Source organism: Ochrobactrum sp. A-1, from assembly GCF_022488005.1.
Classification (GTDB): Bacteria; Pseudomonadota; Alphaproteobacteria; order Rhizobiales; family Rhizobiaceae; genus Brucella.
This window is the reverse complement of record NZ_JAKVQC010000003.1, coordinates 87,221-102,045: the sequence shown is the minus strand read 5'-3', so window position 1 is coordinate 102,045 and position 14,825 is coordinate 87,221. Positions and strand designations below refer to the sequence as shown.

Below are 14,825 nucleotides of genomic sequence, written 5' to 3'. Positions count from 1 at the left end.
TATGCTCACTGGCTTTCTTCAGCTGTGCTGATCATGGCAGCGACTTCAGCTTCCGCAACCTTTACACCATCAACTTCCGCAACGCATTCATATTTCGAGATATTTGCGCGTTGCTTGATTTTCTTGACGTGAAGCAGAAGCCGATCTCCCGGTATAACCGGGCGACGGAACTTCGCATTATCGATAGTCATGAAATAGACCACGCCGGGACGTCCAGTTTTACGCTGGAGCAGCGAAATAGCGCCGGCTGTCTGCGCCATGGCTTCGATGATCAATACACCCGGCATGATCGGCTTTTCAGGGAAGTGTCCCGTGAAATGCGGCTCGTTGATCGTCACATTTTTGATGCCAGTCGCAGAGACATCACCGTCGATGTCGACAATTCGGTCGATCAGCAAAAACGGATAGCGATGCGGCAACACTGCCAGAAGATCCTGGATATCTGCTGCTTCCAGCTTTGTCTGATTTGCATCACTCATCAGAGGATTGCTCCTTTCTCGATTGCCCGATGCTGCGTATGTTCGCAATGTCGCGGAACCACTGCTTGATAGGCCGCGCGGGAATGCCTCCCCAGCGTTCCCCATCGGGTATGTCATTCATAACACCGCTTGCCGCGGCGACCTGCACACGCGAACCGATAATCAAATGGTCCGCAAGCCCTACACGCCCACCCAGCATGGTCTGGTCGCCAATGACACAGCTACCGGAAATGCCGCAATGGGCAGCCACGATACAAAAACGGCCAATTCGCACGTTATGTGCGATCTGAACCAGATTATCGATTTTCGTACCTTCACCGATAACAGTGTCATTCAACGAACCACGATCAACCGTGGTATTGGCACCAATCTCGACATTATCCTGAATGATAACGCGGCCAAGCTGGGGAACCTTTTCCAAACCCGCAGGGCCTGGAACATAACCAAAACCATCCTGTCCGATCCGGACACCGGGATGAAGTGAAACGTGATTACCAATGAAAGCACATTGGATCGTGACCCCTGGTGCAATATAGCTATCGCGCCCGATCTGGCTGTTCTCACCGATGACCGCCGTTGAAGCAATCAGCGTACCGGAGCCAACAGTCACGCCCTTGCCGATCACCGCGCCAGCTTCAATAGTCGCACCATCCTCAATATGCGCTGACGGGTGAATAATAGCAGCGGAAGAAACACCCGTTTCTCCAAACCAGCTGACCGGCTTGACGGATGCAGGGAAAAGCATTCGACCAACAGAGGCGAAATCCCGTTGCGGATTACGGGTAACCAGTGCCGCTATATGCTGCGGCACACTGTCTACAAGAGCTTCCGTACAGAGAACACCTGCAGCATTGATCGAGGAGAGGCCATCGGCGTTCTTCTTGCCCTCGACGAAAGCAAGCGAACCGTCAGCCGCGTCTTTCAGCGAAGAAAGACGCGCAACAGAACGCGGCGCAAGCTTCGGGTCACGAAGTCTTGCACCGGTAAAATCTGCGATATCGCCAATCGTGAGTTCACGCGAAGGCGCGAAAAAAACAGGATCTGCCATCAAAACACTTTCTTCCCCGGGGTATTACGCCCCGGGAAAAGGCAAATCTATTAGAACTTGGTCGAAACACCGAAGTTGAAGTTCTGAACCTTGTCGGTGTCAGCCTTCGCGATCGGGAACGCGTAGTCGAAGCGCAGGGGACCAAACGGTGAGGCCCACATCAAGCTGACACCTGCCGAAGCACGAAGCTTCTTGTCGTCACCAAGAGCACCTGGGGTATTATTGCCATAGAGCGTTGCTGCATCTGCGAACAGAGCACCACGGATGCCCAAGCTTTCTGGAACGAGCGGCATCGGGAACTGAACTTCAGCCGTACCGTTGAAATAGGTCGTTCCGCCCAGCCAATAACGCTTACCGCTTTCAGAATCCTGATAAGGACCAATACCGTTGAACTTGAAGCCGCGAATGATATCCGAGTTATTCTTGAACAAGTCGAAGATGCGGACGCCATCATTGCCAAACTCGTGGATATAACCACCGCCGACGCCCAACATACCGACAATGTCGGCTTCCTGAGAAAGCGTCTTGTAGTAGTTAGCCTTAGCAGTCGTCTTGATATACTTCGCGTCACCACCGAGACCGGCAAACTCCTGCGTAAACTTGCCATAAAGACCGTCATGCGGGTTCTTCATGTCGTCGATGGAGTTGTAGGTCAGCGAGTAGCTGATCGATGAACGAAGCCAAGGGCTGTGCTCAGCAGCTTCCAGCAACGCCGGTGCGTAATAATCTTCCCGGTCAGCACGGAAAAGGTCGTACTTTTCCTGAACGAGGTTATACGCAATACCTGCAGAGAAGTTGTCCGTGATCGGCAAACCGAAACGGATCGTACCACCGGTCTGTTCGACGTCGTAATCGTCATTCACGCGGTACGTGCGGCGGAATACATCGAAACCAGCCGACAGACGATATCCGAGGAAATATGGCTCGGTGAACGACAGGCCGTAATTGCGCATATCGTCCTGACCGGCCCCCGCACTGATGCGGATATACTGGCCACGTCCGAGGAAGTTACGCTCAGTGATGGCAGCTTCGACCTGCGCACCCGGGGATTCACCACCGGTCGTGTAGCCACCACCGATCGAGAATTCACCCGTCGACTTTTCGACAACGTCAACGACAAGGATAACCTGATCCGGCTCGGAGCCAGGGGCGGTCGAAATGTTGACCGTCTGGAAGAAATCAAGCGCTTCGAGACGACGTTTCGCACGCTGCACCATAACCTGATTGAAGGCATCACCTTCGTTCATGTCGAATTCACGGCGAATCACGAAATCGCGGGTCTTATCATTGCCGCGGATTTCAATACGCTGAATGTAAGCACGCGGGCCTTCGTCAACACTATAAACGACCGAGATCGTGTGGTTATCGAAATCACGATCGCCGCGTGGCTCAACCTTTGCGAAAGCGTAGCCGCTACCAGCAACATTCTCGGTAACCGCGAGAACCGAATCTTCGATTTCCTTGGCACTGTAAGGCTTGCCCGAACGGGTCTTGACCAGATGATCCAGAGCCTGCCCGTCAACGCCTTCAACGTTGCTTTCGACGCTTACATTGCCGAACGTATAGCGCTGACCTTCATCAACTGTGATCGTGATCGTGTACTCGTTCGTCGAAGGATCAAGAACTGCATTCGACGAAATGACGCGGAAATCCGCATAGCCACGATTGTAATAGAAACGACGGAGCGTTTCCTCGTCAGCCTGCAGACGACCTTCATCATAAACGTCATTACGCGTCAGCCACGAAAGCGGGTTCGAACGCTTGGTCGAAATCACGTCGCGCAGACGGCGGGCACTGAACGCCTGATTGCCGACGAAATCGACATTTGCGATCTTCGTGCGCGAACCTTCGTTGATTTCATAGACGACGTTTACACGCCCCTGACCAAGGTCAACCGTGCGCGCATTTACAGTCGCATCGCTGCGCCCGATATGTGCATAGGCTCCCTTGATGGCCTCAACATCCGCTTCCATCGTCGCAGCGTCATAAGGCGAACGCGGCTTGAGCTGAACAGCACGAGTTAGATCAGGGTCCTTGATCTTCTTATTGCCCTGGAAAAGGACATTGTTGACCACAGAACGCTCGGAAACATTCACAACGAGCGTGCTGCCGGACTGATTGATGCGAACATCCGAGAACAGGCCCATCGCGAACAGACGCTTCACCGCAGCATCGATATCAGCGCTGGTGAAAGCCTTGCCCGGACGAATATCAATGTTGTCACGGATGGACTGTGCGTCGACGCGAGTGTTACCACGCACTTCGATACGGCTAACGACAGCTGCCTCAGCTACATTGACCGAAGTCAGCGAGAGTGCAGCAGTACCCGAAGCCACAAGAGCCACTGACATGGCGAGCGCAGAAGCGGCGCCAAAGAATTTAGAACTTGCCGTCATAGGCTTTCCGAACCTTCGTTTCTTTCTGTCCCCGGGGCGATTAACCCAGAAAAGCACGTACAGATACAACCGTCATACCCGGTTTTTCCATACAAGCAAGCGTCACGGTTAAATTCTGTTTACTTAAGCAACCAGCGTGGCATCCGCGCCACGCGATTTAAGCGTTATGGTAAACAAATCGCTTAGCTTTTCCAGCAGTCACTCCCAATTTTCACTTCTGTTTAACACCTTTCCCGATCCTCATCGGAGAAGATGCGCGTCATAGCGGTCAGCTGACTGGAACCCTCCAGCCTGCACCGATCTCCAAGATCACCACCTGAGCCAGCCGGAGAGTCATCTAGCAGGCAAACAGGTCATTGAAAAGTACGAACCCCATGAATCCCATAACAAGAAGGAATCCTATACGGTAGAAAATTTCCTGCGCTGCCGTAGATACCGGGCTACCCTTGATGGCCTCAACCGCATAGAACACCAGATGACCACCATCCAGTGGCGGCAAAGGAAACAGGTTCAGAAGCCCTATACCGACGGACAACATCGCCATCAGTTGAATGAGCCAGTCAAACCCCTGGCTTGCTGCCTTCCCGGCCATATTGGCAATCTTGACCGGACCGCCCAGCTGACATTTGTCCTCACGCCCAACCGCAAAACGCTGGAAGAACTCTCCCGTACGGCTGATAATATAGCCTGTCTCCATGACAGCTTGTCCCACTGATTCGAGGGGACCATATTCAATCCGACGGAAATTACCGACTGCTTCGGTAGTCTCCACGCCGATAGCACCAAGCCTGATCTTGTTTCCAAGCGGATCGGTCCGTTCGACAATTGCCGGGACGGCCTGCAGATCGACCATCTTGCCATCACGCTCAACGGTGAAATTCAGCCTGTCTCCCGCGCGACCTGACACGATGCGTTGCACATCAGAAAAAGTTGTGATTTTTTCACCGTCAACGCTGATAAAGCGATCTCCGGCTGCAAACCCTGCTTGAGCAGCGGGACTGTCTGGTTGGACGCCAGCGATCAGCGGATCAGAAATCTGACGGCCATAAAGTGCAAAGAAAACACTGAAAATAACAATTGTCAGAATGATATTGAAAGCAGGACCAGCAAAGACAGTCGCCGCGCGTTTCCACACGGGTTGAGTATGAAATGCCCTGCGCTGTTCATCTTCACTCAGGTTTGCATTATCCACATCGACAGGAGAGCTCGTGGCACTCTCATCACCGATGAATTTGACATAGCCACCAAGCGGAATGGCGGAAATCTTCCACCGTGTCCCATGACGGTCCGTGAAGCCAATCAGCTCAGGTCCAAACCCGATAGAAAAGGCCTGCGAGCCAATACCGCACCAGCGTGCAACCAGATAATGGCCCATTTCATGAACGAAGACCACAACGGTCAAAACGAAGAGAAATGGTATGATGGTCCCGACAAGCAGGCTTTCGCCACCCAGAAAAAAGGCCAACGCCTCCTGCAAATCACTACTCCTTGCACAATGCTAGCGGGCTTCCGAAGAACCGAATGAGTCTTGAGCAATCCCGTAAACTCATTCGTTGCGCCCTTAAAAACTGAAGAAAATCGCGGACGGTACGTCTGGCTCAGCGAAAATTGCACCAAACACGTACAAAAGTGCGGCAGCGGCTACAAGCCCATCAACCCGATCCAGAACACCACCATGTCCAGGCAAAAGGCGTCCAGAGTCCTTTGCGCCGAACTGGCGTTTCACCCATGATTCTGCAAGGTCGCCGATCTGCGAAACAACAGACAGTAACAGTGCGAGCAGCGGCACGAGCCAGCTGCCGGGCGCAGCCACCAGAGATGCAACCAGAATGCCGCCAGCTACTGCCGCAGCAGCGCCACCAATGGCGCCGGACCAAGTCTTATTCGGGGAAAAGCGTGGCGCCAGTTTCGGCCCACCCAACGCTCGGCCATTGAAGTAGGCCGCAATATCGGTGGACCAGACAACGGCGAAGAGGAAAACAATGGCCGTAAAGCCGAAAGGCTCGTCACCGCGCAGAAGCGAAAGCGAAATGGCAGAGAAACCGGCATAAAAAAGTCCAGCGGCTGGCCAACCGCGACCTGCCCGCCATTGCGTGAACAATAGAACGAGGGTGCCTGCAAGCAGAACACCAATCGTCAGCAATGCGCTCCGGTCCATCACGAGCAAAATGCTGGTAAGCAGCAGCCAACCCCAGCCAAACAGGCGCGAAAACGACGTTTGTTTCGATGCAGTCAAGCTTGTCCATTCATGGAACATGGCCAATCCGATCGCAATCGAAAACAGCGTGAAACCCAAACCGCCGACCCATGTCAGCCACAAGGCGGCTGCACCGAGAACAATAGCGGTAATGATGCGGGTTTGCAGATTGGACATTGAGACCTTTCGACAGAATGGCTTGCGCCATATTAGAGCATTTTCAGTCGTTCCACCTCTCTGGAACCACTTTATACAGCCGCCCCCTTGGTCGAAGGACATGCGATTTCTTCTTCACGTTCTTCCAGCCCGACGCGTACTTCAACACCACCGAATCGACGCTCGCGCTGGCGAAATGCCTCATAAGCTGCATCTAGGTCAGAGGATCGAAAATCTGGCCAATGAATTGGCAGGAACAGAAACTCGGAATACGCCGCTTGCCAGAGTAGAAAGTTCGACAGGCGCATTTCCCCGCTCGTACGGATAATGAGGTCCGGATCGGGTATCCCGGCAGTATCAAGATTTGCAGAAATCAGTTCGCCCGAGATAGAGGACGGATCAAGCCGCCCGGCAGCAACATCGCGCGCCAGGCTTCGAACGGCACGGACTATCTCGTCGCGGGAACCGTAGTTGAAAGCTATGATCAGGTTGAGGCCGGTATTTCTATGCGTAAGCGTCTCCGCCTCGATCAGTAACGCACGGATGTCGGCCGCAAGTTCCTCACGCTCGCCAATAATGCTGACCCGCACATTATTGCGATGCAGTTCCGCAAGATCACGACGGATGAAAATCTTCAACAACCCCAGAAGATCGTTCACCTCGCCGCTGGGGCGGGACCAGTTTTCTGAAGAGAACGCAAACAATGTAAGGTAGCCGAGACCACGATCCCCGGCTGCCCGTACAGTCTCGCGAAGAGCTTCCACCCCAGCCCGGTGCCCGGCGCTGCGTGGCAAATTGCGTGCCTTCGCCCAACGGCCATTGCCATCCATGATAATGGCTATGTGGCGCGGATCGGACATGGCGAAGCTCTCCCTCATTGAAAACCATGCAAGTCCTAGACCTGCATGATCTCCCCTTCTTTCACTGCAACGACCTTATCCATTTCTGCAATGGTTTCGTCGGTCAGCTTCTGCACTTTTTCAGATAGAACGCGGCTGTCATCCTGACTGATGAGGCTGTCCTTCTCCAGCTTTTTCAGAGTGTCCATGCCGTCGCGGCGCACATGGCGGGCAGCGATACGGCCCTGCTCAGCATACTGATGGGCGATCTTGACCAGCTCCTTGCGCCGCTGTTCGTTCAATTCCGGCAGCGGAATGCGCAGGGTCATGCCATCAGTAATAGGATTGAGACCAAGGCCAGAATCGCGAATCGCGCGTTCCACGGCGCCCACCATGCTCTTGTCCCAGACGGAAACCGAAAGCATGCGCGATTCGGGAACCGTGATATTGGCAACCTGATTGATCGGCATCGTTGAGCCATAGGCTTCGATGGTGATCGGCTCCAGCAAGCTTGCCGAAGCGCGACCCGTACGCAGACCGTTAAGGTCATGCTTCAAAGAGTTGATAGCGCCTTCCATGCGGCGTTTCAGGTCGTTGATGTCGAAAGCATCACTCATACATTTTCTCCTTCGATACGCAGCAAAGGTCGATCAATTATCGGAAACGATCGTGCAGCGCCCCTTGCCTTGCAGAATTTCGGCCAAGCCGCCGTTTTCATGGATGGAATAGACTATTATCGGAATGTTGTTCTCACGCGCAAGGGCAACAGCAGCTGTATCCATGACCGCAAGCCCGCGATCGAGAACTTCTTTGTGCGTCAGACTGTCAAAACGAGTTGCGTTCGGATCCTTCTTCGGGTCGGCAGAATAGATTCCGTCAACCTGCGTGCCCTTCAAGAGTGCATCGGCTTCAATTTCCGCTGCACGAAGAGCTGCTGCCGAATCCGTTGTGAAGAATGGATTTCCGGTACCGCCGGCAAAGATCACGACCTTGCCCTCATCCATATAGGCCGTAGCCTGCCTCTGCGAGAAGCTCTCACAGATTTCTGGCATAGCGATGGCCGATAGCACGACAGAATCAACACCGATCTTGTGCAGGGAGGTGCGTAGCGCCAGCGAATTGATGACCGTAGCCAGCATGCCCATGTGGTCGCCCGTCACACGGTCGCCGCCTTTGGAAGCCACAGCGACGCCACGGAAAATGTTCCCGCCGCCAATGACGACGCCAACTTCAACGCCGAGCGACCGTGCCTGCTTGATATCGTTTGCAATGCGGTCTGCAACGGAAACATCGATCCCAAAGCCCTGACTGCCCATCAACGCCTCGCCGGAGGCTTTCAAAAGGACACGTTTGTAGGCGGGCTTACCGGACATTGGATGCTCTCCGCAGATCGAGATCAAGGGTTGTGTTCGGGTTCCGATACACGAAGGGCATCGCGTTGTCACGCGATGCCCTTCATAATCAAAAGCCTTTTCTGGCAATCAGCGCATTCCAAAAACCGGAAACCAGTCTTTGGGACAAATCGCGCTGAAGATCAGAGCTGTTTAGCTCTTGACGGCAGCTGCCACTTCAGCCGCAAAATCGGTCTCTTCCTTCTCGATGCCTTCGCCGAGAGCGATACGGACAAAGCCAGTGATCTTCGCCGGTGCACCGATGGTCTTCTCAGCTTCCTTGAGGGCCGCTGCAACCGTCAGGTCAGGATTGATAACGAAAGCCTGCGAAAGAAGAACAACTTCTTCGTAGAACTTGCGCATACGACCTTCGATCATCTTTTCGATGATGTTGTCCGGCTTGCCGGATTCACGAGCCTGCTCGATGAAGATCGCCTTCTCGCGCTCGGCAGCAGCCGGGTCAACGTCTTCGGCAGTCAAAGCCAGCGGGTTGATTGCAGCAACGTGCATGGCAACCTGGCGGCCGAATGCGTTTGCAGATTCAGCGTCACCGGTGGTTTCGATGGCAACGAGAACGCCGAGCTTGCCGAGGCCGTCAGCAACACCGTTGTGGATGTAGGTCGCGACAACGCCCTGGGGGACGGTCAGCGCAGCCGAACGGCGGAAACCAATGTTTTCACCAATGGTGGCAACAGCGTCCTTTGCCGTTTCGGTAACGGTCTTGCCGCCAACGTCGGCGTTGGCTACGGCTTCCGTCGAGCCATCGGTCGACAGGGCAGCCTGGGCGATCTTGCGGACGAGATCCTGGAAAGCTTCGTTGCGAGCAACGAAATCGGTTTCGGAATTGACTTCAACGACAACAGCCTTGTTGCCGGAAGCTGCAACGCCCACCAAACCTTCGGCAGCCGTACGGCCAGCCTTCTTGTCGGCCTTTGCAATACCCTTGGCGCGCAACCAGTCAACGGCAGCGTCGATATCGCCATTGGTTTCAGCAAGTGCAGCCTTGCAGTCCATCATGCCGGCGCCGGTGAGGTCGCGGAGTTCTTTGACGAGAGATGCGGAAATGCTCATGATATCGCCTTTCACGAAAGCGAAGGCACACCGGATGGGTGTGCCAACTTTTAACCGGCGCTTGATTTCTGGATCACGATTAGCCTGAGCATTGCACTTCAGGAATCACAATCCCGCACCGGGATGAAACGAGATTATCCACCCGCCCTATCACAGATATGACGGATGGATGAAATCATACGCTGATTAAGCGCCTTCAGCCGGAGCTTCGAGAGCTGGCTCAACAGGAGCTTCAACCTGTGCACCGACGTCGATGCCCATTGCGCCCTGCTGACGAGCAATGCCGTCGAGAGCGGCGCGAGCAATCAGATCGCAATAAAGAGCGATAGCGCGTGCGGCGTCGTCGTTGCCCGGAATCGGGTAGTCGATCTGGTCGGGATCGCAGTTCGAATCGATCACTGCAACAACCGGAATACCAAGACGCTTGGCTTCCTGAATAGCAATCGCTTCCTTGTTGGTATCGATGATGAACATCAGGTCCGGAACCGAACCCATGTCCTTGATACCGCCAAGGGCGCGGTCAAGCTTTTCGCGCTCACGCTCGAGGTTGAGACGTTCCTTCTTGGTGAAGCCCTGAGCTTCGCCAGCCAGAAGTTCGTCGAGCTTGCGCAGACGCTGGATCGAGTTGGAGATCGTCTTCCAGTTTGTCATCATGCCGCCGAGCCAGCGTGCATTGACGTAGTACTGTGCCGAACGGTTGGCAGCATCGGCGATGATGTCCGAAGCCTGACGCTTCGTGCCGACGAACAGAACGCGACCGCCGCGAGCAACCGTGTCAGAAACAACCTTCAGCGCATTGTGCAGCAGAGGAACGGTCTGGGACAGATCGAGAATGTGGATGTTGTTACGGTCACCATAGATGTATGGTGCCATTTTCGGGTTCCAGCGATGGGTCTGGTGGCCGAAGTGAACACCAGCTTCCAGAAGCTGGCGCATGCTGAAATCAGGCAATGCCATCTTTATTTTCCTTTTCCGGTTTAACCTCCACGGGCTGAGGCGATTTCTCGCCACCGGAGGTTTTTGCCGGATTTCTCCCGACAAAAGCCCAATCCCGTGTGTGGAATAGGCGCGCTGTTAACGGATCGCGCCGTGAAATGCAACCCCATGCCATAGGAATTACGGCAGGCGGTGACCTAGGGCCCCTACCTGCCCGTATCGGCTTGCACACATAGAATAACGCTTAATGAGGCACAGTGGAAGAATGATGCGACGAGATCAGCCAGTCCTTCCCATTCCAAACATAGGTGAATGTATAGCGCGCATTAGCTTTGCTGCCGTCACCAAAGGAGAATGTATAGGTGCCCGTATCTATAGCCTTGTTACAGCCTGTTCGAATGGTGCGGCTATCGATATGGCCGACCGGTTTTTTCTTTAAAAAAGTCTCGGAAATAATCCTCACGCTGTTTTTGCGTATGACGTACCTCCTTTGAAAGCGTCGGTAGCAGCACCGCATCTTCCGCGTAGTTCGCCGCCACTTCTGCCGGGTCGCCTGTACGCAGTGAATTGTTCCAACGCTCAAACAGCGCAGCTACTTTCGCCTTTGTAGGGACATGGCAACGCGCCGAGACAACTGCCAAACTTAGGCGATCCGATTTTGCGTCAACCGCTGCGAAGGAAGTAAGTGGAGCCACAAAAACCGCACCACAAATAAATAACAAAGAAATATATCTTTTCATAATAACACCGCTAAATAATTAAAACTTTAAACAATTATCCTCCTATATCAAGAATAATACGACCCCATAAAAACATGAAGTCGTATAATACAACAATAGTTAATGCTGCCGCTACTTGTCACAGGTGACTTTATTTTTTGCCGCATCGTAGACATCGAGCTTCACAAGCTTTCCACGCATGGAGAAATCTCCATAGTCCATGGTGAGGTCACGAGTAATACCATTGCGGTAGAGCTTGAAATTGATACGGTAGATCGGCAGGCCATCCTGCTTTTCCTTGTCATCGAAGTAAGCGATCGTCACAGGCCAGACCTGATCCTTGGAAAACTTACCCATAACCTTGGTTTCGTCGTCCGAAACTGCCTGTTCCTTGCCGACGACAACGGTGGTAGCGACCACCCTGTCAGCATCTTCGGAAGCATCGAAAAGCGAGGTCTGGTAGAATTTCTGCCCGGCCTCCGCCTTGCCGATCAGTTCTTCCATATGTCCGGTCGGAAATTGCGTTCCCTTGAGGTCAAGCTTGTTTTCCTTCGGCTTGCTCAATTCAACGACTGTCTTGCCACCCTCGAGCTTCGCGTCACCGCGGACTTCCTTGACCAGTTCCTTGTCCACGAAGGTCTTGTTGACGAAACGGAAGTTCTTTCCATCTGCACCTTCGAAAGTTGTCGTCTGCTGGTCGGTCACGCGCTGCGGCTGCTCTTCCATATCGATACGCGTCACAAAACGGAAATTGGTTGTGTAACCTTCACAGGAAGATCCGTTGAACTCGTAGACCATACGACCGGTCAAACCGCTGATTCCCGATTTTTCATCGGCGCGATCTAGTGTCAGATCATAGACTGCGCGGTGTGGAACCAGCGTTACCGTCGAGGCCGCATGAGCGACACCAGCAAATCCGGCCCATACACAAGCAGCCGTTCCACTCGCCGCAACCGCACTCTTGAAAAAACGCATATATGAATCTCCCGATGAGTTGACGAGCATGATAAAAAAACTCGTGGCGGAAGCGAGGCAAAAAACGCACCCTTCCCAAAAGCTTCACCGATTCTGCCTATAGGTAGATCGCGAAGTACCTTTGCAAGCAAGGATTAATGCAATGACCGATACAATCGATAGCCGCCTTAAAAATCTGGGTATATCCATTCCGGAAGCTGCGGCACCCGCTGCCAACTACGTTCCTTTTGCGCAAAGTGGTTCGCTGCTTCTCACATCTGGCCAGCTTCCGCTGGAAGGCGGCAAGCTTGTGCATACGGGTCAGATCGGTGATGAGCTGACCGTTGCGCATGGACAAGCTGCAGCGCGTGCCTGCGCTGTCAATATCCTTGCCCAGGCAAAGGCTGCTCTTGGTGACCTTGGCCGCATCAAGCGCATTGTGAAGATTACTGCCTTCGTGGCCTCCACGCCTGATTTCGTGGAGCAACACCTTGTGGCCAATGGCGCCTCCGATCTCCTCGTGGCGGTTCTCGGCGATGCCGGCAAACATGCCCGCTCGGCAGTGGGAGTTGCGAGCCTGCCCCTCAACGCACCTGTCGAAATAGAAGCGATCATCGAGGTTGCCTGACATGACTTCCATCGACTGGATCAAGAAGCGTCCCGTTGCCCATCGCGGATTGCACGATCTCAACAAAGAGCGCTGGGAGAACACTCTTTCGGCCTTTGAGGCAGCAGCCAAAGCGGGTTTCGCGATCGAATGCGATGTTCATCTCACCCGTGACGGCGGTGTTGTCGTCTTTCACGACGATGAACTGAAGCGCCTTGCCGGTCGCGAAGGCTACATCAGCGATCTGACACTGGCGGAAGCCACCTCGCTGAAGATCAGCGGCACCGCTGATCACGTACCGACGCTTCGCCAGATGCTTGATCTGGTCAATGGTCGTGTTCCCCTCGTTATCGAGTTGAAGGGCATCGAAGGCAAAGATGACGGTCTGGTTGCCGCGGTTGCCAAAGAACTGGCGTCCTATAAGGGCGAAGCCGCGATCATGTCTTTCGATCACCACCTGATCCGCCGGTTTACGACAGACGCACCGGGTATTCCCGGCGGCCTCACCGCCGAAGGTACGCGCACGGAAGATTTTGAGAGACATTTCTCCATGCTGGCGCATGGCATCTCCTTCGTCTCCTACAATGTGCATCACCTGCCCAATCCGTTTGTCACCTTTGTTCGGGAAAAGTTGCAGATGCCGGTGATCAGTTGGACGGTGCGGGATCGGGAAATGCAGAAGCATAGCGATCTCAATGTCGACCAGATCACGTTCGAAGGCTTTGATCCGCGCGCCCTCATGGCTTGACTACAACACGCCGAGCGCCGCAAAATACGCGCGATAACGGCAAAGGAATAGCGGTGAACGACGAAGATCCGCAGAATGAACAGAGCTTCGTTCTTCGTGTCGTTGAGAGTATCAGCGAATTCACGGCAGACGAATGGAACAGTCTTGTCGGGGCCTCCCGGCAGGACGCGCATTATAATCCCTTCATTACCCGCAACTTCCTGCTCGCTTTGGAAGAATCAGGCTCAGTTTCACGGAAGGCTGGCTGGCTTCCGCGCCACTTGCGCCTTGAAGACGATCAGGGCCGCCTCATCGGAGCCGTGCCGAACTATCTCAAGGGACATAGCCAGGGTGAATATGTCTTCGACCATGGATGGGCTGATGCTTTCGAACGCGCCGGTGGTCGATACTATCCAAAATTTCAGGCTGCAGTACCTTTCACACCAGCCACTGGTCCACGCCTTCTCAACCACATTGCTTATGAGAGCGAAACCGTTCGGCTGGCATTAGCTGGCGGACTGCGAGAACTGGCGGATCAAACCGGCGTCTCATCTGCACATGTCACCTTTGCGCTGCCGGATGAGATCACCGCGTTGGAGCGAGCAGGATTTCTTCATCGCACGGATCAGCAATTTCACTTTAAAAACAACGGCTTTAATAGCTACGATGATTTTCTGAATGAGCTGGTATCGCGGAAACGCAAGGCGTTGAAAAAAGAGCGGCGCGAAGCTCTATCGGAAGGCATCGAAATCGATTGGCTAACCGGGAGCGATCTCACGGAAGCCGTCTGGGATGATTTCTTCGCGTTTTATATGGATACCGGTAGCCGAAAATGGGGGCGGCCTTATCTGAACAGGCAGTTCTATTCGCTGGTCGGCGAAAGCATGGCGGAAGACATTCTACTCGTCATGGCCAAACGCAATGGACATTACATTGCTGGTGCGATCAACTTCATTGGTGGTGATACACTTTTCGGCCGTCATTGGGGCTGTATCGAAGATCATCCTTATCTGCATTTCGAGGTTTGCTATCATCAGGCAATCGATTTTGCGATTGATCGAAAGCTCAGCGTCGTGGAGGCAGGAGCACAGGGCGAGCATAAAATGGCGCGCGGCTATGTGCCGGTCACAACCCATTCGGCACATTACATTGCCCATGAAGGCTTTCGAAACGCCGTGCGCGACTATCTCGATCATGAACGTCACGAAGTCGAACAAATCCATAATGCTTTGGAAGAGCATTCGCCATTCAGAGGTGGTTGAGCCTATACACCTTGCCTAACGGGACTTGATGCGATCTGATCCC

At 53.8% G+C, this 14,825-nt stretch carries 14 protein-coding genes and 1 pseudogene; 3 read left to right on the top strand and 12 right to left on the bottom strand.

The features are described from left to right. Positions 1-5: 5 nt before the first annotated feature. From fabZ to eipB, 12 genes and pseudogenes are all read right to left on the bottom strand, one after another. On the bottom strand, positions 6-479 hold the full coding sequence (fabZ, locus tag MKS82_RS02065; protein WP_109987769.1) for a 3-hydroxyacyl-ACP dehydratase FabZ: 474 nt from the start codon (positions 477-479) through the stop codon (positions 6-8). Continuing rightward, positions 472-1,527 (bottom strand): UDP-3-O-(3-hydroxymyristoyl)glucosamine N-acyltransferase, encoded by a 1,056-nt coding sequence (lpxD, locus tag MKS82_RS02060; RefSeq protein WP_109987768.1) that lies wholly within the window; start codon positions 1,525-1,527, stop codon positions 472-474. Before lpxD ends, fabZ begins: the two co-directional genes overlap by 8 nt. Before the next feature lie 50 nt (positions 1,528-1,577). Further along, positions 1,578-3,923: an outer membrane protein assembly factor BamA gene (gene bamA / locus MKS82_RS02055; RefSeq protein ID WP_109987767.1), complete on the bottom strand. Its 2,346-nt coding sequence runs from the start codon at positions 3,921-3,923 to the stop codon at positions 1,578-1,580. Positions 3,924-4,260: 337 nt separating this feature from the next. Beyond that, a complete protein-coding gene (rseP, locus tag MKS82_RS02050; protein WP_109987766.1) occupies positions 4,261-5,400 on the bottom strand; it encodes an RIP metalloprotease RseP in 1,140 nt (379 codons plus the stop codon). An 84-nt stretch (positions 5,401-5,484) separates the two neighbouring features. Further along, positions 5,485-6,297 (bottom strand): phosphatidate cytidylyltransferase, encoded by an 813-nt coding sequence (locus MKS82_RS02045; RefSeq protein WP_109987765.1) that lies wholly within the window; start codon positions 6,295-6,297, stop codon positions 5,485-5,487. 71 nt (positions 6,298-6,368) lie between these two features. Continuing rightward, positions 6,369-7,154, bottom strand: a complete 786-nt coding sequence (locus tag MKS82_RS02040) for an isoprenyl transferase (RefSeq protein ID WP_268904579.1) — start codon at positions 7,152-7,154, stop codon at positions 6,369-6,371. 17 nt (positions 7,155-7,171) lie between these two features. Further along, positions 7,172-7,732: a ribosome recycling factor gene (gene frr, locus MKS82_RS02035; RefSeq protein ID WP_109987763.1), complete on the bottom strand. Its 561-nt coding sequence runs from the start codon at positions 7,730-7,732 to the stop codon at positions 7,172-7,174. Positions 7,733-7,765: 33 nt separating this feature from the next. After that, complete coding sequence (gene pyrH / locus MKS82_RS02030; RefSeq protein ID WP_010659978.1) at positions 7,766-8,488, bottom strand: UMP kinase; 723 nt, start codon at positions 8,486-8,488, stop codon at positions 7,766-7,768. A 171-nt stretch (positions 8,489-8,659) separates the two neighbouring features. Then, a complete protein-coding gene (gene tsf / locus MKS82_RS02025; RefSeq protein ID WP_109987762.1) occupies positions 8,660-9,577 on the bottom strand; it encodes a translation elongation factor Ts in 918 nt (305 codons plus the stop codon). Between the two features lie 186 nt (positions 9,578-9,763). Beyond that, complete coding sequence (gene rpsB, locus MKS82_RS02020) at positions 9,764-10,534, bottom strand: 30S ribosomal protein S2 (protein ID WP_109987761.1); 771 nt, start codon at positions 10,532-10,534, stop codon at positions 9,764-9,766. A gap of 223 nt (positions 10,535-10,757) precedes the next feature. Beyond that, a pseudogene (locus MKS82_RS02015) lies at positions 10,758-11,253 on the bottom strand (SgcJ/EcaC family oxidoreductase). Positions 11,254-11,364: 111 nt separating this feature from the next. Further along, positions 11,365-12,207, bottom strand: coding sequence for a cell envelope integrity protein EipB (gene eipB, locus MKS82_RS02010; RefSeq protein ID WP_109987760.1), 843 nt, complete (start codon positions 12,205-12,207; stop codon positions 11,365-11,367). Between the two features lie 142 nt (positions 12,208-12,349). Between eipB and MKS82_RS02005 the strand changes: the two genes are divergently transcribed. Genes MKS82_RS02005 through MKS82_RS01995 form a run of 3 tightly spaced genes read left to right on the top strand, consistent with a single transcriptional unit; the run spans position 12,350 to position 14,782 of the window. Then, on the top strand, positions 12,350-12,814 hold the full coding sequence (locus MKS82_RS02005; protein ID WP_006471616.1) for a RidA family protein: 465 nt from the start codon (positions 12,350-12,352) through the stop codon (positions 12,812-12,814). A gap of 1 nt (position 12,815) precedes the next feature. After that, entirely contained in the window at positions 12,816-13,541 is a 726-nt protein-coding gene (locus MKS82_RS02000) for a glycerophosphodiester phosphodiesterase (protein ID WP_109987759.1), read from the top strand. Between the two features lie 53 nt (positions 13,542-13,594). Then, positions 13,595-14,782: a GNAT family N-acetyltransferase gene (locus MKS82_RS01995; RefSeq protein ID WP_109987758.1), complete on the top strand. Its 1,188-nt coding sequence runs from the start codon at positions 13,595-13,597 to the stop codon at positions 14,780-14,782. The last annotated feature ends 43 nt before the right edge of the window (positions 14,783-14,825 follow it).

What these genes read in the sequence shown, in the direction of transcription:
- fabZ (WP_109987769.1), bottom strand. Translation starts at nt 479, where the DNA reads ATGAGTGATGCAAATCAGACAAAGCTGGAAGCAGCAGATATCCAGGAT.
- MKS82_RS02045 (WP_109987765.1), bottom strand. Translation starts at nt 6,297, where the DNA reads ATGTCCAATCTGCAAACCCGCATCATTACCGCTATTGTTCTCGGTGCA.
- MKS82_RS02005 (WP_006471616.1), top strand. Translation starts at nt 12,350, where the DNA reads ATGACCGATACAATCGATAGCCGCCTTAAAAATCTGGGTATATCCATT.
- eipB (WP_109987760.1), bottom strand. Translation starts at nt 12,207, where the DNA reads ATGCGTTTTTTCAAGAGTGCGGTTGCGGCGAGTGGAACGGCTGCTTGT.
- rpsB (WP_109987761.1), bottom strand. Translation starts at nt 10,534, where the DNA reads ATGGCATTGCCTGATTTCAGCATGCGCCAGCTTCTGGAAGCTGGTGTT.
- pyrH (WP_010659978.1), bottom strand. Translation starts at nt 8,488, where the DNA reads ATGTCCGGTAAGCCCGCCTACAAACGTGTCCTTTTGAAAGCCTCCGGC.
- MKS82_RS02000 (WP_109987759.1), top strand. Translation starts at nt 12,816, where the DNA reads ATGACTTCCATCGACTGGATCAAGAAGCGTCCCGTTGCCCATCGCGGA.
- MKS82_RS02040 (WP_268904579.1), bottom strand. Translation starts at nt 7,154, where the DNA reads ATGAGGGAGAGCTTCGCCATGTCCGATCCGCGCCACATAGCCATTATC.
- tsf (WP_109987762.1), bottom strand. Translation starts at nt 9,577, where the DNA reads ATGAGCATTTCCGCATCTCTCGTCAAAGAACTCCGCGACCTCACCGGC.
- frr (WP_109987763.1), bottom strand. Translation starts at nt 7,732, where the DNA reads ATGAGTGATGCTTTCGACATCAACGACCTGAAACGCCGCATGGAAGGC.
- bamA (WP_109987767.1), bottom strand. Translation starts at nt 3,923, where the DNA reads ATGACGGCAAGTTCTAAATTCTTTGGCGCCGCTTCTGCGCTCGCCATG.
- lpxD (WP_109987768.1), bottom strand. Translation starts at nt 1,527, where the DNA reads ATGGCAGATCCTGTTTTTTTCGCGCCTTCGCGTGAACTCACGATTGGC.